This window comes from Neobacillus sp. GCM10023253, from assembly GCF_042653105.1.
Classification (GTDB): domain Bacteria; phylum Bacillota; class Bacilli; order Bacillales; family Cytobacillaceae; genus Neobacillus; species Neobacillus citreus.
Window position 1 is genome coordinate 1,047,464 of the sequence record NZ_JBHSHV010000003.1, and the last position, 19,326, is coordinate 1,066,789.

The 19,326-nt window shown below is 39.8% G+C and carries 18 protein-coding genes and 1 riboswitch; of the genes, 10 read left to right on the plus strand and 8 right to left on the minus strand.

From position 1 onward, the window contains the following. Nucleotides 1-18: 18 nt before the first annotated feature. The gene (locus tag ACFPA1_RS05400; protein WP_213140191.1) at nt 19-642 is read right to left on the minus strand and encodes a TetR/AcrR family transcriptional regulator; all 624 of its coding nucleotides are present in this window, start codon (nt 640-642) and stop codon (nt 19-21) included. Nucleotides 643-863: 221 nt separating this feature from the next. On the opposite strand from ACFPA1_RS05400, the gene ACFPA1_RS05405 reads away from it, so the two are divergent. Next, nucleotides 864-1,775, plus strand: a complete 912-nt coding sequence (locus ACFPA1_RS05405) for a DMT family transporter (protein ID WP_378581671.1) — start codon at nt 864-866, stop codon at nt 1,773-1,775. 165 nt (nt 1,776-1,940) lie between these two features. Here the strand turns inward: ACFPA1_RS05405 and ACFPA1_RS05410 are convergent, their stop codons facing one another. Beyond that, nucleotides 1,941-3,317, minus strand: a complete 1,377-nt coding sequence (locus ACFPA1_RS05410) for a YheC/YheD family protein (RefSeq protein ID WP_378581672.1) — start codon at nt 3,315-3,317, stop codon at nt 1,941-1,943. Between the two features lie 209 nt (nt 3,318-3,526). Here ACFPA1_RS05410 and ACFPA1_RS05415 point away from each other — a divergent pair, with 209 nt between their 5' ends. Beyond that, a complete protein-coding gene (locus ACFPA1_RS05415; protein WP_213140187.1) occupies nt 3,527-4,642 on the plus strand; it encodes a UDP-N-acetylmuramoyl-tripeptide--D-alanyl-D-alanine ligase in 1,116 nt (371 codons plus the stop codon). 67 nt (nt 4,643-4,709) lie between these two features. Here ACFPA1_RS05415 and ACFPA1_RS05420 read toward each other — a convergent pair whose 3' ends face one another. Further along, the gene (locus ACFPA1_RS05420) at nt 4,710-5,093 is read right to left on the minus strand and encodes a VOC family protein (protein WP_213140186.1); all 384 of its coding nucleotides are present in this window, start codon (nt 5,091-5,093) and stop codon (nt 4,710-4,712) included. Nucleotides 5,094-5,167: 74 nt separating this feature from the next. Further along, a complete protein-coding gene (locus ACFPA1_RS05425) occupies nt 5,168-5,962 on the minus strand; it encodes an EcsC family protein (RefSeq protein ID WP_213141246.1) in 795 nt (264 codons plus the stop codon). Nucleotides 5,963-6,142: 180 nt separating this feature from the next. On the opposite strand from ACFPA1_RS05425, the gene ACFPA1_RS05430 reads away from it, so the two are divergent. After that, nucleotides 6,143-6,556 (plus strand): MerR family transcriptional regulator, encoded by a 414-nt coding sequence (locus tag ACFPA1_RS05430; RefSeq protein ID WP_241114093.1) that lies wholly within the window; start codon nt 6,143-6,145, stop codon nt 6,554-6,556. 57 nt (nt 6,557-6,613) lie between these two features. Next, on the plus strand, nt 6,614-7,924 hold the full coding sequence (locus ACFPA1_RS05435; protein ID WP_213140184.1) for a hemolysin family protein: 1,311 nt from the start codon (nt 6,614-6,616) through the stop codon (nt 7,922-7,924). A 208-nt stretch (nt 7,925-8,132) separates the two neighbouring features. On the opposite strand, the gene ACFPA1_RS05440 is transcribed toward ACFPA1_RS05435, so the two are convergent. Next, a complete protein-coding gene (locus tag ACFPA1_RS05440) occupies nt 8,133-9,818 on the minus strand; it encodes a hypothetical protein (protein WP_378581673.1) in 1,686 nt (561 codons plus the stop codon). Nucleotides 9,819-10,008: 190 nt separating this feature from the next. On the opposite strand from ACFPA1_RS05440, the gene ACFPA1_RS05445 reads away from it, so the two are divergent. From ACFPA1_RS05445 to ACFPA1_RS05460, 4 genes are all read left to right on the plus strand, one after another. After that, nucleotides 10,009-10,482 (plus strand): hypothetical protein, encoded by a 474-nt coding sequence (locus ACFPA1_RS05445; protein WP_213140182.1) that lies wholly within the window; start codon nt 10,009-10,011, stop codon nt 10,480-10,482. A 6-nt stretch (nt 10,483-10,488) separates the two neighbouring features. Then, nucleotides 10,489-11,364, plus strand: coding sequence for a tetratricopeptide repeat protein (locus tag ACFPA1_RS05450; protein ID WP_213140181.1), 876 nt, complete (start codon nt 10,489-10,491; stop codon nt 11,362-11,364). Continuing rightward, on the plus strand, nt 11,365-12,573 hold the full coding sequence (locus ACFPA1_RS05455) for an ATP-binding protein (protein WP_213140180.1): 1,209 nt from the start codon (nt 11,365-11,367) through the stop codon (nt 12,571-12,573). A gap of 120 nt (nt 12,574-12,693) precedes the next feature. After that, nucleotides 12,694-13,530 carry a hypothetical protein gene (locus tag ACFPA1_RS05460; protein ID WP_213140179.1) on the plus strand — a complete coding sequence of 279 codons (837 nt, stop codon included), beginning with the start codon at nt 12,694-12,696 and terminating at the stop codon, nt 13,528-13,530. Nucleotides 13,531-13,554: 24 nt separating this feature from the next. On the opposite strand, the gene ACFPA1_RS05465 is transcribed toward ACFPA1_RS05460, so the two are convergent. Then, a complete protein-coding gene (locus tag ACFPA1_RS05465) occupies nt 13,555-14,781 on the minus strand; it encodes an MFS transporter (RefSeq protein ID WP_213140178.1) in 1,227 nt (408 codons plus the stop codon). Nucleotides 14,782-14,996: 215 nt separating this feature from the next. Continuing rightward, nucleotides 14,997-15,770, minus strand: a complete 774-nt coding sequence (locus ACFPA1_RS05470) for an arylamine N-acetyltransferase family protein (RefSeq protein ID WP_378581674.1) — start codon at nt 15,768-15,770, stop codon at nt 14,997-14,999. Nucleotides 15,771-15,887: 117 nt separating this feature from the next. Between ACFPA1_RS05470 and ACFPA1_RS05475 the strand changes: the two genes are divergently transcribed. Next, nucleotides 15,888-16,865 (plus strand): aldo/keto reductase, encoded by a 978-nt coding sequence (locus ACFPA1_RS05475; protein ID WP_213140176.1) that lies wholly within the window; start codon nt 15,888-15,890, stop codon nt 16,863-16,865. 90 nt (nt 16,866-16,955) lie between these two features. Here the strand turns inward: ACFPA1_RS05475 and ACFPA1_RS05480 are convergent, their stop codons facing one another. After that, on the minus strand, nt 16,956-17,090 hold the full coding sequence (locus ACFPA1_RS05480) for a hypothetical protein (RefSeq protein WP_277398384.1): 135 nt from the start codon (nt 17,088-17,090) through the stop codon (nt 16,956-16,958). A 124-nt stretch (nt 17,091-17,214) separates the two neighbouring features. After that, nucleotides 17,215-17,357, plus strand: a riboswitch (cyclic di-AMP (ydaO/yuaA leader). Nucleotides 17,358-17,485: 128 nt separating this feature from the next. On the opposite strand from ACFPA1_RS05480, the gene ACFPA1_RS05485 reads away from it, so the two are divergent. Beyond that, nucleotides 17,486-19,312, plus strand: a complete 1,827-nt coding sequence (locus ACFPA1_RS05485) for an APC family permease (RefSeq protein ID WP_213140175.1) — start codon at nt 17,486-17,488, stop codon at nt 19,310-19,312. Nucleotides 19,313-19,326: the final 14 nt, after the last annotated feature.

Sequence of the window (19,326 nt, forward strand, 5' to 3'; positions counted from 1 at the left end):
TTATCCCTTTAAGGGAGTTCATTGGTGTTCTACTTTATATAACCCGCGTTTTAGCAAGTCAAGCTGGCTAATATAATTTTGAAGAGTTTCTTCATCCGATAAATCCTTTACAAACATTTGCACGAGGTTATGGAATGTGACTGCGTTTATAATTTTTATAACGTGATGTAGCTCTTGTTCATCCTTAATGCTTAAATTACTTACGTTAATTAAGTTAACCATATCTAAATATCGTCTTTTCTGATCCTCTTCATAAATGTTATTGGCCAAAGTATTTTGCATTTTATAGTTCATATTTAAAAAAGCATTTTTAAAAAGATTTTGGTGCTCCGGATTTCTAAGGTATTTGATCATTAATTGAAATGAATCAATAAACGTATTAAATAAATCACCGTCATGAGTCTTTAGGGTTGAAACAAATTTCTCATAATTGATTTGTGAGAGCCGGCTTAACAAGTAATAAAACAGATCCTCTTTGTCCTCAAAATATTGGTAAAAGCTTCCCCTAGGTATACCAGCATCTTTGATAATGTTGGCAATGGATGCTTCGTGTAATGGGACCCTAGAGAATTCTTTCCTGGCAGATTGAATTAAAGTGTCTTGTTTATCTTTAGGTAAATGAAAAAACGTTTGTTTAGGCATCAATATTCTCCTATCTGAGGTGTGACAATGTGTCACAATTCTTGATAAGAAGTATTATATGTGACACATTGTCATAAGTCAACACTAAAATGACACTGTGTCATATTTATTTAGTAAATCGAAAAGCACAATTAAAACAATATTCTGAAAAAGGTGATAGAATGGAAATTGCGAAATAATTTACATCATTAATAAATTGTTTAGGGGAGGTACCTAAAAAAATGGAGCAATTGTCCAGAACAAAGACGGCCCTTGGCATTGCTTTTGTTGTTCTGATTTGGGGAACAATGTGGCCGGTCTACAAAGTGTCTCTCAATTATTCGCCGCCGATGCTTTTTGCCGGACTACGTGGAGTGATTGGCGGGGTTTTTTTGGCGTTAATTTTAATCCCGCAATGGCGAAAAATCCAATGGAAAAAAACGTGGTCTATTTATCTTATTTCAACATTTTTTAATATCCTTATGTTCAACGGCATCCAGATGATTGGCTTGCAGTATCTTCCTTCCGGCTTATTTAGCGTTATTGTGTATCTGCAGCCCGTGCTTGTGGTTTTGCTAGCTTGGATGTGGCTGAAGGAATCCTTATCAGCAAAGAAAATTCTAGGCATGGTCATTGGATTTCTTGGCGTGGTCGTGGTAAGTCTTGAAGGGATGTCGGGAAAAATTTCTGCAATTGGAATTATTCTTGCACTCATTACCGGAATGGGCTGGGCCATCGGCACTGTCTATGTCAAAAAAACTAGTGCACTTGTGCATAACCTATGGCTTGTAGCCATCCAAAATATCATCGGTGGTTTGCTAATGTTTGGTTATGGAGCATACACCGAAAACCTGCACGCCATTCACTGGAACGCTTCATTTGTTTGGAGCCTGCTATATGCGGGTATCTTCGGTGTAACCTTAGCAACGGCTGCCTACCTGAAATTAATGAGTGCAGGTGAAGCCAGCAAGGTTGGTTCCTTCACGTTCCTTGTACCAATGATCAGCGTAGTCATCGGAACATTTATGTTAAACGAGCCGTTTACAGCTAGCCTATTTGGCGGCATAGTATTAATTCTGTTAAGCATTTACCTAATTAACCACAAAGTCTCACGTAAAACGGCTGCAGATATGGGAATGCGGCATGCAAACTAATGAAGGGAAGCGGTTCTGTAAAACCAAAGATCCTCTTTTTTATTTGAAATATCGAAGGAGTTTTTCCAATTCAAAAGCCGCCATTTATGGCGGCTTTTGACGTCAACTTGTCAAGCTATGAGGCTTTTAAAGGGTTTCCAGAATATAAATTTACCTATACTCCGTTTAATTTGCATCAGGTGATGCAGCAGAACCGTCCCCGTATTTCATTCGGTAGCCCGCCAAGTATTGGAAAAATTCACTTAGGCAGCGGGTGGAATGCTGATACTCATTCATAAGTCTTTCGCTAATAGTTATCATGTGGCTAGGCTTCGAATTAATTTCAAAGATCCAAATATGACCATTCTTATCAATACCGATATCAATTCCAACCTCTCCAATAAGTTGATTTAGGGAAGATTCCATTGCTGTGACCGCATAGATTGCTGCATCTTTCACTTGATTCGTTAATTCGATACTCCGCTCGCAAAATACTTCTTTGAGAACGTCTCTTGAGGTATACTTTCCGGAATGAGTAGTTAATTCATTTTTATTCTTCAAGAAGGGAACCATTGCGGTTGGCTGCCATTTGTTATAACCGTCTTTATTAAGATGGATTCTAAAGTCAAAGGTTTGTTCGTCAACGCACGCTAGATCGATGGCTTGCTGCAAAAGATAGGTGGATAGTAATCCATCCTTAAAGTGATGATCAGCGAGGTCATCTAAACTTATATAAATCCGAAACACTTCTTGTGAATCTTCACGGTATTGGCATAGAAAGCCTGTCCCATTTTGAGAACTTACCTTGAAAATACCATATCCAAAACTTCCTGTTACTGGTTTAAGAAAAATTTCTTGGTACCTGTTTAAAAAGTCCTGTATGTCTGAAACGGACGGGGCTAAACATGTATCAGGGATATGTTTCATAATCTCAGGATCGGAATTGAGTTGTTGGTAGACCATGTCTTTATTAAAAAAAGAAGAATTAAACATTTTAGCGCTAGTATAAAGATTGATATTCTTCTTGAAGACGCTAAAAATCTCTTTTTGTTCATTTTCCCTCCCATAGATTCGGTTGTAGACCACGTTAGGGAAAGGAACTTGGCATTCCAGCCATTTTTTTGAACCATCTGTTGTCGTCTCGAGAAATGTACCTGTGACGTTTTTTTTCGACCAATTGATTACCTGAGGAGTAAAAAGAAAAATGGATATTGGTTCATTCTTCAGCGTCGACAGTAGATATTCAAATAATTGAATGTGAGAGCTATCTGCCATTAATATTCCTACTAATGGGCCTATCCGCAGTGTGCCATTATCAAAATGAGCCCTTAACTGGCAGGGGAAAGGAATCATTAACTCTTTTATTAATATTGAGGACAAATAAATTTCTGATTCGTTGCCGTCAATAGGGATAACTTTTGATACGATAATCCGATGACCAAACTGAATATAATAATTACGCCTGTTTAAACCAAATTCCTTCCACAACTTCCGAGAGATTAATAGTTCCCTGTTTGGGTTCTCCTCAAGAAAATGAATATGAACAATATTATTCTGTGACACTTCATCACCTTTTCAAATAGTTTTATAGTAGTATATTATGTTTGGAATATTTCGCATGGGGTTGTACCAAAAATAGGTGTGGTTTTTGGGGTGATTTCTATTTTCGTATAACAATTTTATTTCTTTTTTCATAACCTGTTAATTGAAAGCTCCATTTTTGTAAAGGAGTTTTATACATTAATCCTCATGTGAAAAGCGGGTGATTGAAGATGGATAATATTGGTATAGGAAAACCAATTATAGCCATTACAGGAAGTTCAGGGAAAACAACTACTAAAGAAATGGTGTCATCAATTATACAGAGGCGCTGGAAGGTTTTTAAGTCATATGAAAATGGCAATGACGTTTGGTTTACATCTCAGTATGTGAAGCAAATTGATCCTACTTATGAGGCGCTGGTTTTAGAATACGGGATGACACATGCTGGGAATATTACGGAGCATTGCAAACTTATTCAACCAAATATTGGGATCATCACCAATGTCGGAATAGCCCATATTGGAAATTTTGAGGACCAGGAATTTGGTGTAATAGCCGCGAAGTCAGAATTGATTAAAGGAATGAAATCAGATGGGATTTTATTTTTAAACGAGGACGATCTGAATTCAAAATTGTTGGATAAAGGGGATTTTCGGGGCGAAATTCTTTCTATAGGCATTCAAAACAAAGCCAACTATCAGGCGAGGGAAATTTATTACACTGAGAATGGAATGAATTTTCGGGTTGAAATGGAGGGTATGGACTGCCCATTTTATATTCCGATTTTCGGTAAACATAATGTGTATAATGCTTTATTTGCTATAGCAGTTTCCCATCGATTAGGATTGTCCATAAATGATATACGCCTTGGATTAGAAAACTTTTATCAAACGTTTGGCCGCTTAACAATCTATCATTTAAAAAATGAAATAACCATTATTAATGATACTTTTAATGCAAAACCTGATGCTATGAAAGAAGCCATTAATGTCTTATCCAATATTGGTAAGGATACAAAAATTGCTATTTTGGGCTGCATGTTTGACTTAGGCATTCATGAGGAACAAGCCTATAGAGATATAGGAAGTTATGCAGCTAGCTGTAAAATTGATTACCTTTATACAGTAGGGGAAGGAACAAAAATAATAGGAGAGGCTGCAAATCAATCCGGTATAGCCGATGAAAATGTGAAACATTTTCATTCTATCGATGAATTGCATCAAACGCTTGTTGGCCAAATAAAAGAAAAAACAACTGTTCTGATTAAAGGGTATTTTGGAATGGAGAATGCCATGAGAGTAAAAATGATTGATACAGCTATGTTTTTAAGAGACTATTTTAAATAATTCAAAGGAAAAAGCATGGAATCAGATCCATGCTTTTTCCTTTTTCCAGGAGAATATCCCTCAATTCTTACTTGTTTCTTTCCATCACGGCAAAGTAGTTATTTTCACTGTCTGCAAAATTAAACACCTTACCATTAGGCATATTAACAATTTCTCCAACTGTAACGTTTTTGTTTGATAAGTCGCTATGTAATTGTTCAAGATTTTTTGTGAAAAACATTAAAGAGGGAGTGCCAAGATTTAACTCAGGTGCCATTTTAGATACGAATTCTTTATTGTGCAGAATGATGCTTGTCTCAGTCTGATTGGTCGGGGCGACTTCAATCCAACGCATGCCTTGACCGTTATCTTCCTCTGAAATAACCGTAAATCCAACCTTTTCTGTCCAAAATTTTACCGCTTCATCCTGATTGTTAACATAAACCATAACTTGACCTAAAATATTAATCATAAATTCACTCCTATCCATTTGATTTTATTATACCAAATTTTGACACAAAGGAGAGGGGAAACTTCTATAAATTCTTAATGAGCTCGTTCCAACTGATGCATTCTGTCCAATATTCTCCGTTTTCGATAAAGCATAATCCCAGTTTCCGCAACATCCCCAATAAGTGATTTATTAACAAATGCCCCAAAAATAATCCCGGCAATCGGAATCATTTGAAACAGCTTTTTCCAGCCAAAGTTGTCCCGATAGGTCATGACAACCTCACGCCAGCCCTGCAATTGCGAAAAAATTTGGGCGTTCTGCTTCTTCTCCTCAAATGCCGCGAGATCATCTAGAATGGCTTTTTTCCCAACAATATCAGAGGAAGCAAACTGCAAGCATTTCACAATGAAGATTCGCTCCGATTTCTCCCTCGGGTCATATCCATAGCACAAAGCGACTTCCTGTAGTACCTTTAGGGACATACCAATTAGTAAGGGAATATCGATAGCAAGTGTAAATATTCCGCCAATCCCGGTTGTGGCACCTTGAACAGTAGCCATATTGGTTCGCGAATTTCGAATTTGCTCGGCTACTGCATCCATTTTGCTGATTGGCACCGCTTGTACTTGATTAAAACTTACCACTTCATCGTCAAACTTTTTTAAAATACCATCCTCATTAATCAAGTATTGTCCGCCCGTTTGTATGTATCCTCCCAATTCATCAATGGCTGTGCCAAGCTTTTCCTGAATTGATTTAGGGGTAAGTTTATCAAGCAAAACAAACGGCAGGCGGCCGATTTTCTCCCAGAACCATAGGCCCTTTTGATCCTTTTCCCATTTTTCAATCTTCCGTAATTCACTTTTTAAAAAATCAGCTGAGTCCATTGCTGTCAAAATAAATCAACTCCAAATCGATTAATTTCTTAAATGTTTTACGTTTCAACTATAAGAGTAGTTTCAACCAATTTGTCCAAAAACATTTGTTTAAAAACCATCACGTTGACTGTATAGTTCAAAATGTGGTATAGTAAACATAAAATTGGAAGGGGTGAGTAAGTTGGGAAGTTGTATCGAATTGGAGAACTAGCAGCAGTTATGAACCTCTCCAAACGAACAATCGATTACTATACCCAAATAGGCTTACTGAACCCTGTGCGGGCAAATTCAAATTATCGATTGTACGGAGAAGAGAGCGTTCAAGTCTTAAAATTAGTAGAGCATTACAAGAATTTGAATATGCCGCTTGAAGAAATCAAGTCATTCATTGAACTGATGAAAGCGGACTGCGGCATTGACAAGGAAAAAGTAGAAAAACACGTTGAACAGATTGCCAACATTATGCAGCATCTGAAAGAGGAAATAAAAATCATCGAACCGTTTCTGCAAAAATTAAACGAACATGAAAAAGAAATGGTTGTCAATAAGCTGTCACCCCAGGGTGTCACGTTGGCACAAACCTTGTTATTACTATTAAACTAATTTTTTCAAAAAACAGGAGGTGTATTCCTTGCTTACATTTCGTAAGTAAGGATTCTATTGACCATTATTAATTTATTTGTAATTGCTATTTTAATAGCTTTTACTGCATTTTTCGTAGCTTACGAATTTGCTATTGTTAAAGTCCGCAGCACGCGGATTGATCAGCTTGTGGCCGAGGGAAATAAAAGTGCCATTGCCGCAAGAAAAATTATTTCAAATCTTGATGAATATTTATCAGCCTGTCAATTGGGTATTACCGTAACAGCTTTAGGGTTAGGTTGGTTGGGAGAACCGACAGTGGAACATATATTACATCCGCTGTTCATTAGCTTGAGCCTGCCGGAATCAGTGACGACAATTGCTGCGTTTGTGATTGCCTTTACATTGGTCACGTTTATTCATGTGGTTGTCGGGGAGCTTGCACCGAAAACATTGGCCATTCAAAAAGCTGAGAAAGTTACATTAATATTGGCAAGGCCGATGATTCTTTTTTATAAAATTGCATACCCGTTTGTAAAAGCGTTAAATGGATCGGCTCGTTTTATTACAGGACTCTTTGGATTGAAGCTTGCATCAGAACACGAGCAGGCACACTCCGAAGAAGAACTGCAAATCATCATTTCCGAAAGCTTCAGAAGCGGAGAAATTAATCAATCAGAATATCATTATGTAAACAATATTTTTGAATTCAATAATCGAATTGCCAAAGAAATCATGGTACCAAGAACCGAAATTGCAGCATTTGACAAATCGCAAACTGTAGCCGAATGTCTCGAAATTATGAAGAATGAGAATTATACGAGATACCCGGTGATCGATGGGGAGAAAGACAACATCGTCGGTATGGTGAATATGAAGGAAGTCTTAACGGACTTTATTTCTGGTAATCAGTTGGACGCAACGATTGACCAATATGTTCGTCCTGCCATTCAGGTGTTTGAATCGATTGATATTGACAAGCTTTTGGTGAAAATGCAAAAAGAACGGATTCATATGGCGATATTAATGGACGAATATGGCGGTACAGCAGGATTGGTGACTGTTGAGGACATTTTGGAAGAAATCGTCGGTGAAATCCGCGACGAATTTGACGCTGACGAAATGCCTGAAATCAATCACATCAACGAAACCAAAACCATCGTGGATGGTAAAGTGTTGATTGAAGAAGTTAACGATTTATTCGGACTCGACCTCGATGATTCAGAAATGGATACCATCGGAGGCTGGATTCTATCCGAAAAAATTGACGTTAGCGAAGGGGACAAAATACAATACGGAGACTTTGCATTTAAAGTCCTCGAAGTCGACGGCTACCATATTAAAACGTTGGAAATTGAAAAATTAGAACCGCAGGCTACGCCTGCATAATATATAGGGATTCCCATCGGTGTCTGAAAGGCACAAGGGAATCCTTTTTTTGGTTTAATTGGCGGTTTTTTATTGTATTGAGTACAGTATTTAATTGAGAAAATAAAAAGATATCCCAAACCCGAATACTGAGCTTTTTGAGTATTTAAATCGTAAACGCTTGAGGAAAACCTCAAGCGTTATTAGATGCCCGTTACAGGCTAGCGAGCTACCCCTGTATAAACGGCCGGTTCTTCAAATGCCCCGAGTGCTCCTTCATGTACATATAGAACAATTCATAGTGGACCCATCTAATCGGGAATTTGAAGGCAAGCTCATTTTTCTTATTGTAGACGAGCACACTTTTCTTGTCGTACTCCACCTTTTTGATTTCATGAATGCCAATGCTTTGTTGGTTGGCACCATCCTGCTTTACGAGCTGTTGGCCGATAATCAATACTTTTCTCTTTTTATTTTTATAGAATTCAAAATAACACAGTGCGCCGCCAACCACGGTGAAGAGAATCGAAATAAAAAGGGAGTTTTCCGCAAATCCGGATAATATTTCGCGTATCCAATGCACAATTGCCAGGGCGATAAAGAACCATGCACCTCTGCTAAGCTTAGGAGAGCTCTGGAAGTATACACTATTATCATAATTCTGCTTTTCTTCGGCCCGTTCCTTGAAAAAGTCTTGTTTGTGCTTTTCGATCGGGGCTGAATTAAATTCCACATAATCCGTATAGGAATCGTTCCAAAGGACGGCAGTATCTTCTCCATCTTCAAGGGCATACGCACCTACCCAACCCACATACTCACGGTCATGCTCCTTAAAGCTCATTAAATAGTACCGCACAGGTTGCCCATAGTAATTTTCCATCTCCAATTTATCTTGAACCTGGATGTCGTCCGGATAATGGACAATCCCATCGTCTCCCTCCGGTAATTGGATAATGGTGGTGAAAAGCCGGGTCTTGGCCAAATGAGGCTGCTTGCCCTCATGAATAGGGTAGAGGTGCTCCATATTCCGATCCTTCAATTCCCAGTAGATCATTTCTGCCGTCTCGATATACGTGGAGCACTCCTTTAAGATACTGTCATCGTAAGGAAGGTTTTTAACAATGCACAAAAGGAGAGCTTCTGTTTTCAAAAATGGGTCACGGAAATTTAAAGCCTGCTGAAGTTCTATTTCTACCTCAGGAGTAAAATAATATTCCATCAAATTTAAGAACAGCCTCATACGATTCCGAACAATGAAATAACTGTCCTTCCAGGCGGTATACACATATTTCGTGGTATAATCCGGATCAAATTTCAAATATTCCTGTTTTTCCGTCACGTAGTCTTCTAACAAAATGGGCAGAACTACGTCTTTTTGATATCCCTTTTCATAACCAGAGGCATTCAACGACAGCAGCATGTCATAGGTTGAAAATTTAAAACGCTTGGATTCAAGTATGTCCAGTGAGGCATCAAGAATCCCTTTTAGCAATGTGGGATAGGGCGCCAATTGCCGGTAAGGGATAATAAAATCATTTGTCTTGATTAATTGGACAATTTTCTCTTCCAAAAAAGAAAAGATCTCTTCGTCTTCCGTTAAAATTAAGAAGTCAATTGCCCGTTCTTTCGCCTGAATGTCAAAACTATCAAAATGCCTGATAAGTCCCTCGGCAACTTCCGGTCTGGAAAAATCACAAACGAAATCGATGAGGAAATAGGAAGGGTTATCCCAATGGTCGACGCGCTCGGGAAATTTGGATGCCGCCGTTTTGATCATATTTTTCAAAAGATCAATCTGTACCTCTAGCCCTTCCTGCTGTTTATATTCAAATAGCTGCCCAAGGGCTTCATACCGTTTCTGCGGATTTTGGCTTTTCACTTGTCTCAGAATATTGCGCAGCTTGAATTCGTACAAATTCCTCACCAGCCCTATAATCTAGTAAAATTTTACTCTTTCATTCATTTTATTCCATTTCTATACATACGGCAATTGTAAAAATGATGGATAAATGGCAGGTGTTATTTTCTATAAGAAACTATTGACAGTTTTTTGATTTTTGGGATTATAGTATTAGAATTATATAGAAATTTTTCAGGGGGAGTCTATGTCTAAACCGAATTATGACCTTTTTCAGCCTTCGCTTCAGGATGGCTGGAACCAAACTAAATCGTATGATATTAACCGCTTTTTTCTCGTTGCCTTTTTCGGCGGCCCAATTCCCATGATGGTGCTTGGCATTAGGAACGCCAAGTGGCTGAATATACCCAAGGCAAAAACTAATATGCTGCTGGCCGCTAGTATTCTTGTTCTGCTGGCACAAGGTGTTATTTTTTACATGTATGCTGATGGAGCTTTTGCTGAAGGAAACAGATTGCCTCGTTATTCTATGCAAATTCTTTCTATTCTTTTGTTTCTACTATACAAATATATGTTGAACAAGCCATTTCAGCAGCATTTAGTTACAAATGGTGAAATTAAGCCTTTATTTAAGCAGGCGCTTCTCTGGATTATTCTTGGCGCCATCATTCAGTTGGCTATCATGGTTACGGCCTTTATCCTGACTGGTAGGGTGGAGTGATGATCTATGACAATTCAGATAAAAGAAAATGATGCTGCAGTCATCGAGCATTATTTTCATTTAGGAAGGTATGAAGCGGCGGCTCCAATCATAGAAAACCAGCTAAGACAAGACCCTAAAAACGCCACTGCTCTGTTTCAAATGGCAGTGGTAGAGATGTCTCGTGAAGACTTTGAAGAAGCTAGGAAACTCTGTTGTGAAGCAATGCAATTTGGATATAGCGAAATAATCGGATACCACTTCATCGGATCGACCTATCAGCATGTAGGGATGTATAAAGATGCAGAAGAAGCCCTTTTGGCTGCGCTTAAAATTGACCCGCTTAATGGTGAGGTGATTGCTTCCTACGGTTATTTGATGCTTCAAGCAGGCCATGATAAAAAAGCACTTGCTCTCCTGGAACAAGCTAGGGAATTGGAACCTTTCAGCGATAGAGTGAATCAGCTTATCTTACATTTTTATTTCGCAAAAGCTGACTCGAAAAAGCAGCAAGAATACATCCGGAATGTACTGGAGACTTCAACAGATGAGGTTCAAAACCTGACCAACATTGCCATGTACCATGCTTTAAAAGGAGAAGTCAAGGAGGCGAGAGAATGTTACCGGCAAGCATTTCTGCTGAATCCTGCTGACCAAAATATTCTAGCTTTGCTTGGGGAATACGACTCATTAACCCACCCTTTATTTGCTCCCCAGCGTTTTGTTGATAAAATTGGCGGGCCGGCTGTGGTCTGGATTACCTTTATGGTGATGGCGTTATTGTTAAATTGGATGGAGCTTTACATCCCGCTAATCATCATTGCTATAATCTATGTTCTGTATGCCATTTATTCGTGGACTGCACTTTTACTATATAAATGGTTTGTGAAAGGTAGGCTTTAGATGAATAAAATAGAGATTTACCAGTCGATATTAGAACGGGACGCGGAGAACTACCAAGTCCGGTATTTGCTAGGGGAGGAATATCTAAAAAACGAGCAGCTTCCGGAAGCGCTCCATGCATTTTCATTTGCGGTAAAAAGTGGCGATCCGACTATTACTGCGATGGTTCTATCTGCTATCAAGGGTATTGATAACCCTAGAATGAACACACTTGAACCTGTTAAACCAAGCGTTACGCCTACAGATACAGAAGTGTTCACTCCATCTTCTTCACAAGAAAATACGAAAGGCTTTAAAGTCATTCAGGGGAAAAAACAGAGTAATGTCGTTTCCCTTTCGGATCGAATTCCGAAAAGGGTTACCTTTGAAGAAGTTGGCGGTCTTGATGAATTAAAGAAAGCCATCGAGATGAAAATTATCAAACCGTTTATGAATCCTGGGCTTTTTGCGAAATTTCGTAAGAAGGCAGGCGGAGGTATTTTGTTGTATGGACCGCCGGGATGCGGAAAGACGTTTATTGCCAAAGCAACAGCTGGGGAATGTCGGGCAAATTTTTATCCGATCCACATCTCAGAAATTCTCGATCCATTTGTTGGTGTAAGTGAGCAGAATTTGCATAATGCCTTCGAAACGGCACGAGGGAATGCTCCTGCTGTGTTGTTCTTCGATGAATTGGATGCGCTTGGCTTCAGCCGTTCAAAATCCCGTTCCGATGTGATGCGTCCACTAGTGGATACGATGCTGAATGAGCTCCAGAGTGTTGAATCGACGAATGATAAATTACTCATTATCGGGGCTACCAATATGCCGTGGGACGTGGATGATGCGTTTAAGCGCCCAGGCAGATTTGACAAGCTCGTCTTTGTTCCTCCACCGGACAAGGAAGCCAGAAAGATCATTTTTGAATTAAAACTTCGCGGCAGGCCGATTGAAAATGGGATGGTTTATGACGTCCTTGCAGATCAAACCCCGCTCTATTCAGGTGCGGATATTGAGAATGTTGTCGAGATGGCGGCAGAAAAGGTGTTATCGGAGATTATGGATGGCGGCAGCGAACGTCTAATTACAATGGAAGATTTACTCGATGTCATCAAGGTTACGAAGCCGACAACGATTGAGTGGTTAACAACAATTAAAAATTACATCAAGTACGCAAACCAAGGCGGCATTTACAGTGATGCTGCAGCTTTTATTAAGGAGAATTTATAGATTTCGTGCATTGATATACACAATAAAGCTTTGGAATAGCCCAAGCTTTATTGTGTTTTTAAATGAATTTGAATTGGTATAAAATGGATATTGAATAATGAATTTTAAAGGAGCTATGATATGAGCATCCTCACATCCTTTTTCAATATTTTGCTGATAAGTTTGCTTGAAATAGCGTATCTTTTCGGTGTCATCATCCTGGTAGGCTTGATTTTAGGCGTGCTTGAACGTTATTCTAATTCATTTTTATATCGGGCATTTGGAGCAAAAGGGGTGCTTGCTACGGCGTGGATTGGTGTTCCTATTCATGAAATTGGGCATCTGCTGCAGTGCTTTTTATGGGGGCATAAGGTGACACAGGTGAAGCTGCTTCAGCTTAATAGCCCTGATGGCACGCTTGGTTTCGTGCGCCACCAATATAACCCGAACAGTATGTATCAGCAGGCGGGGAATTTTTTTATAGGGTTGGGGCCAATTTTTAGCGGCATTGGGTCGTTGCTATTAGGAATGTATTTGCTAGTTCCACAATCTTTTGCAACACTTGATTCTTTTATTGCACAGCATATAACCTTTGAAAAAGTTGATTTGCCATTACTATTGACCGTATGGGAAGTCGTGGTCGTTTTTAGTAAGAATTTATTTACCTTAGAAAATTTGCTGAACCCGTTATTTTGGGTTTATTTTGTGCTGGCCATTTGTATTTCTTCGCATATAGCTTTAAGCTGGGCAGACATTAAAGGCTCCGCCAGAGGACTTGGGATGATATTTTTCCTTCTTGTCCTATGGAATCTGACGGCCGGAATCTTTGGTTTTGATACGTACCGGGCCGTTACTAAGCTGGCGGAGTATAATGCCTATGTGCTTGCTTTTTCCAGCATTGCCTTAACTTTTTCTCTTTTAACATGGGTAATTAGCTATCTGCTTTACCAGGTGAAAATACGGTTGGCCAATCGATGAAAATAGCTGTGACGTTGTTGTTTTTTAACTGCTATGCTTTAATCCTTTAATGGAAGATAATTTTAATTTTCTGTTGGCCATCATCCCTAAACGAATCGATATTCCAATTGAAACAATGGCAAGAATCGCAATCATGTAGACAACCCCGTGCCATCCGAATTGGCTGTACATTGTTCCACTTGCTGTTCCTCCAATGCTCGAACCAGCATAATAGAAAAATAAGTATAATGATGCGGCTTGTGCCTTATCGTGAGTGGCGGCCTTGCCGACCCAGCCGCTGGCAATCGAATGGCCGGCGAAAAATCCGTAGGTAAAGATGGCGATTCCCAAGATTTTGATCCATAAATGGGTGTTTAGCGTGATGCAGGCACCAACCAATAAGATGACCAAAGACAGCTGTAAAATTTTCTTTTTCCCATGCTGGTCGGCTAGCATACCCATCCAAGTGGAGCTAAAGGTTCCTACTAAATACACGATGAAAATAAATCCAACCAGTGTTTGGCTTAATGAATAAGGCGGCTTAATGAGCTCAAAGCCAATATAGTTGTATAAAGAGACAAAGCTGCCCATTAATAAAAATCCAATAATAAATAGATAAATAAGACCCGGTTCTTTAAATTGGCTGAACAATGAAGTAGCCAGTTTTTTAATGGCTAATTTTTGCGGTGTGAAATGTGTAGATTTAGGCAAAATCAGCCAGAAAACAAAGCTTGCCAGTAAACTAATAATGCCAACGCCAATTAAGGCCACATGCCAGCTGAAATAATCGGTTAAAACGCCGCTGATAATCCTTCCTGCCATTCCGCCAATGGAATTCCCGCTGATATATAACCCCATTGCCATTCCTAAGCTTTTGCTTTCGATTTCCTCGCCTAAGTAGGCCATCGCTACAGCCGGCAGGCCAGCAAGCGCAATGCCTTGCAAGATCCGACTTATAATCAGTAAATGAAAATTGGGTGTAAAAGCCGTTAAAATGGATAGGATGGACGAGGTAAATAATGCGATCGTCATGATGGATTTACGTCCAAATACCTCCGATAAAGAACCGGCTATTAAAAGACTGATAGATAAGGCAATCGTTGTGGAAGACAAGCTTAAACTGGAAACCGCCGGAGAAATATGAAATTCCTGAGCAAAATCTGGCAGGAGGGGCTGTGTTCCCCAAAGAATGGCAAAGGTACTAAAACCGCCTGCAAATAATGCTAGGTTTACCATTTTAAATGTGCGTGTCCCACGTTGAATGTAACTCATTTTTTGAAGACTCCTTTATTTTGTTTTAACTAGATGCTAGCATTACATCTGAGTCCCTCTTATAGTTAGATATTATTATCATACTCTTCTTTTTACATAAATTCTAATTGTTGATATGCATGAAATTGGTGAACGGGAGGTATGATGGAATTATCATCTAAAGGTCAAAATAAGAGGGCGTGGCCAATCACGGACCATGCCTTTTTATTTTAGTCTCAAATTCCAAATTGTTCTTTGGCAATCAATTTGAACTGCTCTGGGGCAATATCCTTTTTGACCATTTTTCCATCCGTCCACTCGGTTAACGAAGTGTCAGTAAGGATTAAGTTACCCCTGTCGGTGAACCTGGTGATCAATGGCTTTTTATTAAAAGAGGATTCGGGGTGCTCGATGATGATTTTCTGCACCTCATTTAAATCAGATTCATCTACGGATTTCCTGGTGTCAAAAGCATAGCCCATCTTCCAATCTTGGTCTTTATAATTTAGTTTCATATGCAAAATGTAATTTCCTTGCTCTGTGTTGGTTTGCTCGATGCGGAATTCTCCATTTTGGGATGTTACGATTTCCCCGCTTAATGGGACGGGCTTCAATGGCAGGTTCCCCCCGAAACCTGTGTCGATGAGGTATCGGTACTCGTTGTGGGTGATGACAATCGCCACATGAGTTCTTCCGGTAGAACTCCATTGATTGGCAATATGATTGTATACTACACCCTGAACTAAGGAGACATTAAAACCATTTTCAATTAAAAAATAAAAGAGAATGGTGTTAAGGTCATAACAAAGTCCGCCTTCATATTTTAATAGGATTTTGTTTTTTAGATTTTCTTTTGAAATTTCGGCAGTTTTATTAGCGATGATGCACAAATTTTCAAAGGGAATGGATTTTGCTGTTTTATCAAGAATGGTGTCTACTTTTTCAAAGGTAACAGTTTCGTCTTGCGGGTACCCAATTCTTTTGCGGAATAATAGATTTAATTCACCCATTCGTAAATCCTCCTAAAATTTATAATCAATTAAAAATACGAAAATTGCATTATGTAAAAATTACCCAAAATATATTATAGTTAAGTTGAAACCAAATTGAAAGAAGGTACATACAAGATGGATTACGTTAAGCTTGGTAATACAGGGTTAGATGTTTCCCGGTTATGTCTTGGCTGCATGAGTTTCGGTGTTCCTGAGCGAGGAACTCACCAGTGGGTGCTTAACGAAGAACTAAGCCGCCCGATTATTAAAAAGGCACTTGATGATGGCATCAACTTTTTTGACACGGCAAACGCCTATTCAGACGGAACTAGTGAGGAAATTGTCGGCCGCGCCCTGAAGGAGTTTGCAAACCGGGATGAGATTGTCATTGCAACCAAAGTGTACATGCGCATGCATAAAGGTCCGAATGGTGGAGGGCTCTCCAGAAAAGCAATTATGGCTGAAATTGATAACAGCCTAAAGCGCCTAGGGACTGATTATGTCGACCTGTATCAGATACACCGCTGGGACTACAAGACGCCTATTGAAGAGACAATGGAAGCACTGCATGATGTGGTGAAGGCCGGTAAAGCCAGATATATAGGCGCTTCATCCATGTATGCGTGGCAATTTATGAAAGCACAAAATATTGCTGAGCGGAACGGATGGACGAAGTTCGTTTCCATGCAGAACCACTTAAACCTTCTTTATCGTGAAGAGGAACGCGAAATGCTGCCGCTCTGCCGGGAAGAGAAAATCGGTGTAATTCCTTGGAGTCCGCTGGCAAGAGGGAAGCTGACCCGCGACTGGGTAGAAACGACTTCCCGATCCCAGACAGATGAATTTGGAAAAACACTTTACACATCTGCAATTGAGGCGGACCGTAAAATCGTCGAACGTGTAGCGGAATTAGCCGCAAAACGGGAGGTTCCCCGTGCACAAATTGCACTTGCGTGGGTGCTGCAAAAAGCGCCTGTTACAGCACCTATCATTGGGGTCACGAAAATGCCTCATCTTGAAGATGCAGTGGCAGCAATCTCGATTAAACTCACCCCAGAAGAAGTGGCATATTTGGAAGAACCTTATGTTCCTCATCCGGTTCGCGGCTTCTAATAGTAACTCATAATATTATAACTACCTTCTGTTAAATAAACAGACTACGATTTTTTACTTCGTAGTCTGTTTTCACTCTTATAAGACATCTCAATTTTTATGTGTTTCATGGTCATAACGCTCGACATTTTGTTCAACCGTGTCCCACCCAAATTCCTCGTTAATGTCTTTTACTAGCTCGTTTAAAAATTCTTCAGATATAATAGGATTTTTTTCGTTACGCATGAAAATCCTCCTTTTGTCTATTTTATGGAATAATCGCTTGTCCCGTTACTTAACATAACCGTTTATCTATAAAAAAAATCATTTACAACAGGAGAACAGGGGAGTATGATATTCACAGTTTCAAATTTCTAAATCGCTGAAACCGATAGGTGCGGGGGAACCATTGTTCTGGATTAGTAAATAATCCTAGGGGTGAATCCTTTCAGGCAGGGCTACTCAAAGGCCCGAACCCGACAGCTAACCTCGCAAGCGTTATATTGAGAAGGAAGGCGGAGCTTGTGATGCAAAAGAAATGATGTGTCTACAGGTCTATTCGTAATGACTTGGAGGCACTTTTTATTTTGCGAAAAATAGGGAAACTTACTTACAACTTATGAAATTTGGCGGTGACATGAATGTTTTCTTCCGTAAAAAGGTTCTTGATAGGGAGGCCTTTGAAATCACATGAACTAGGAGAACAAAAAATTAATAAAACAAAAGCTTTGGCGATTCTTTCTTCGGATGCGTTGTCGTCAGTGGCTTATGGTCCTGAGCAGATTTTGATTGTCCTCGTGACAGTTGGAGCGACCGCATTCTGGTATTCCATTCCGATCGCCGTCGGCGTATTGATCCTGTTAACTGCACTTATCTTGTCTTATCGGCAAATCATCTTTGCTTATCCGCACGGCGGCGGAGCCTATGTGGTGTCGAAGAGTAATTTGGGAGTGAATTCCGGGCTGGTGGCCGGAGGCTCTCTGTTAGTGGATTATATTTTAACTGTTGCAGTCAGTGTATCCGCCGGAACTGATGCCATCACTTCAGCGTTTCCTAATTTGCATGGCGATAATGTGGGGATTGCGATTCTATTTGTTTTATTCATTACCCTTTTAAATTTAAGGGGAGTAACAGAGTCTGCGTCCATTTTAGCCTATCCTGTATACCTTTTTGTCCTAGCTTTGTTTATTTTAGTAGGTGTAGGTTTATATAAAATTATAACTGGCCAAATTTCGCCTGCCTTACATACTCCGATAGGGACGCCAGTGGCTGGGATCAGTTTGTTTATTTTATTAAGGGCATTTGCTTCCGGAAGCTCTGCCTTAACAGGTGTTGAAGCGATTTCGAATGCCATTCCAAACTTTAAAGATCCGGCACCCAAAAACGCCGCCAAAACTTTAATGGCAATGGGACTTCTGCTTGCGGCTCTATTTTCAGGAATTGTCTTTTTGGCTTATTATTACGGCATCACTCCTAGAGCAGAGGTAACAGTTGTTTCACAAATAGCTGAGCACACCTTTGGGCGGAATTTCATGTACTACTTTATACAGGGAACTACAGCCTTGATCTTGATTTTGGCCGCAAACACAGGGTATTCTGCGTTTCCACTCTTGTCGGTCAATTTGGCAAAAGATAAATTCATCCCGAGAATGTTCCTGGTTAGAGGAGACCGCTTAGGGTATTCGAATGGAATCATTATTCTTGGTGCGGCGTCTATGATCTTAATCCTTGCTTTTCATGCGGAGACAGAGCATCTCATTCCGCTTTACGCCGTCGGGGTGTTTATACCGTTTACCTTGTCACAAACAGGTATGATGGTCAAATGGCTTCGTGAAAAACCAAATGGCTGGGGATTAAAGTTTGTTATTAATACCACTGGGGCCCTAATCAGTTTTACAGTAACACTCATCTTTTTCGTTACAAAATTTTCACGGGTTTGGCCGATATTAATCTTTTTGCCATTGATTATCCTTCTGTTCCACAGGATTAAAAAACATTATGAAGCAGTCGGGGACCAGCTTAGAATTTCCGATTGCGAGCCCGCTGTTCCGATTGAAGGGAATGTCATTGTCGTGCCTGTGGCGGGTATTACCCATGTGGTCGAAAATTCGATCAATTATGCAAAATCGCTGAAGCCTGATCAAATTATTGCTGTTTATGTCGCGTTTGAAAGAGAGGACGAGCATAAATTCGAAGAGAAATGGAAGAAATGGCACCCGGATATCCGCCTTGTGACGCTGCATTCTCATTACAGGAGTATCATTAATCCATTAACGAAGTTCGTTGATACTGTTGAACATAAAGCAAGCGAGGCCAATTTCCGTGTTACTGTCGTCATTCCGCAATTTATGCCAAAGCACAGTTGGGAAAACATTCTGCATAATCAATCCAGCTTGCTGATTCGATCCTTTTTACTGTATCGCAGAAACGTGATTGTCACGACGGTCCCATATCATTTGAAAAAGTAAATAAGACAAAAGGA

Bases quoted from the DNA above. Each gene is read 5' to 3' on its own strand.
- ACFPA1_RS05415 (WP_213140187.1), top strand. From the start codon at position 3,527: ATGGATAATATTGGTATAGGAAAACCAATTATAGCCATTACAGGAAGT.
- ACFPA1_RS05405 (WP_378581671.1), top strand. From the start codon at position 864: ATGGAGCAATTGTCCAGAACAAAGACGGCCCTTGGCATTGCTTTTGTT.
- ACFPA1_RS05460 (WP_213140179.1), top strand. From the start codon at position 12,694: ATGAGCATCCTCACATCCTTTTTCAATATTTTGCTGATAAGTTTGCTT.
- ACFPA1_RS05400 (WP_213140191.1), bottom strand. From the start codon at position 642: ATGCCTAAACAAACGTTTTTTCATTTACCTAAAGATAAACAAGACACT.
- ACFPA1_RS05465 (WP_213140178.1), bottom strand. From the start codon at position 14,781: ATGAGTTACATTCAACGTGGGACACGCACATTTAAAATGGTAAACCTA.
- ACFPA1_RS05450 (WP_213140181.1), top strand. From the start codon at position 10,489: ATGACAATTCAGATAAAAGAAAATGATGCTGCAGTCATCGAGCATTAT.
- ACFPA1_RS05480 (WP_277398384.1), bottom strand. From the start codon at position 17,090: ATGCGTAACGAAAAAAATCCTATTATATCTGAAGAATTTTTAAACGAG.
- ACFPA1_RS05475 (WP_213140176.1), top strand. From the start codon at position 15,888: ATGGATTACGTTAAGCTTGGTAATACAGGGTTAGATGTTTCCCGGTTA.
- ACFPA1_RS05425 (WP_213141246.1), bottom strand. From the start codon at position 5,962: ATGGACTCAGCTGATTTTTTAAAAAGTGAATTACGGAAGATTGAAAAA.
- ACFPA1_RS05485 (WP_213140175.1), top strand. From the start codon at position 17,486: ATGTTTTCTTCCGTAAAAAGGTTCTTGATAGGGAGGCCTTTGAAATCA.
- ACFPA1_RS05455 (WP_213140180.1), top strand. From the start codon at position 11,365: ATGAATAAAATAGAGATTTACCAGTCGATATTAGAACGGGACGCGGAG.
- ACFPA1_RS05420 (WP_213140186.1), bottom strand. From the start codon at position 5,093: ATGATTAATATTTTAGGTCAAGTTATGGTTTATGTTAACAATCAGGAT.
- ACFPA1_RS05470 (WP_378581674.1), bottom strand. From the start codon at position 15,770: ATGGGTGAATTAAATCTATTATTCCGCAAAAGAATTGGGTACCCGCAA.
- ACFPA1_RS05445 (WP_213140182.1), top strand. From the start codon at position 10,009: ATGTCTAAACCGAATTATGACCTTTTTCAGCCTTCGCTTCAGGATGGC.